The organism is Polynucleobacter sp. 39-46-10 (assembly GCF_002282275.1).
In genome coordinates, this window is sequence record NZ_NCJB01000532.1 from 1 (window position 1) to 1,141 (window position 1,141).

The following is a 1,141-nucleotide window of genomic DNA, read 5'->3' on the forward strand; positions in this document are numbered from 1 at the left end:
GCATTTCCTTCATGGCGCCCCGTTGTAAGTTTGGCTGACTTCCGCATAAATTACAGGGAATGATCGGAAAGTTCATGTCTACAGCATAGCGCTCTAGTAGTTTTTCTGGGACGTAAGCTAGCGGACGAATGACAATATGCTTGCCATCATCAGATCGCAATTTTGGCGGCATGCCTTTGAGCTTTCCAGCAAAGAACATATTGAGCATTAATGTCTCTAAGATGTCATCACGGTGATGGCCTAAAGCAATCTTGGTAGCACCCAACTCATCTGCTACGCGATACAAAATGCCACGACGCAATCGAGAGCAAAGACCGCAAGTAGTTTTTCCTTCTGGAACTACACGCTTGACGATGCTATAGGTATCTTGGTTTTCAATATGGTACTGAACACCCAAAGCTTTTAAATAGTTGGGCAAAATTTCTGCCGGAAATCCTGGCTGCTTTTGATCTAAATTAACAGCAACAATTTCAAAATTAATTGGGGCACGTTCACGCAGCTTCAATAAAATATCGAGCATGGCATAACTATCTTTGCCGCCTGACAAACATACCATCACTTTGTCGCCATCTTCGATCATGCCAAAGTCGCCAATAGCTTGGCCGACTAAACGGCAGAGCTTTTTCTCAAGCTTGTTTTCTTCGAAGACGACTTTGCGAATATCACTCATAGCTACTAAATTATTCTCTGAAATTTCTTTAAGCCTGCTTCATCCGAAATACTTCGACACCTACTGAGTGACAATCTGGATACACATCTGGCTTAGCGGTACTCACACACGCCGCGATCACCTTGGGGTGCTGGCCCATGGCGAGGTAGTCGTTCGAGCACCAGACAGTGATCGGCTTTGGCCCGTTGTGCCCGGCAAAGCAGCGCGCGTTGGGGTATGCGCCCTTGTTGCGCAGGATATCGATGAAAACGCGATAGCGACCTTCGGAGTGCAGACGCTCGATTGCTGAATCAAAAACCTGATCGTAATTCACCCCGCCGCTCCTTCCTGCAACAGGGACGCCAACTTGTTTCATTGGCCCGTCCCTTTGGCCCGATCCCTTTGGGCCACCCGGCGAATGGGCGGCTTCTACGCTTGTTGAACCCGCATTGCCAGTATCATTTAGGGTAAGGACAATTTGACATAACTGCT

Annotated in this window: 2 protein-coding genes; both read right to left on the minus strand. The window is 47.7% G+C overall.

The features are described 5' to 3' along the window. On the minus strand, positions 1-670 hold a 670-nt coding region (gene ttcA, locus B7X71_RS17455; RefSeq protein WP_293601673.1), incomplete at its 3' end, for a tRNA 2-thiocytidine(32) synthetase TtcA. Positions 671-698: 28 nt separating this feature from the next. Beyond that, positions 699-1,025, minus strand: coding sequence for a hypothetical protein (locus tag B7X71_RS17460; protein WP_293601674.1), 327 nt, complete (start codon positions 1,023-1,025; stop codon positions 699-701). Positions 1,026-1,141 lie beyond the last annotated feature (116 nt).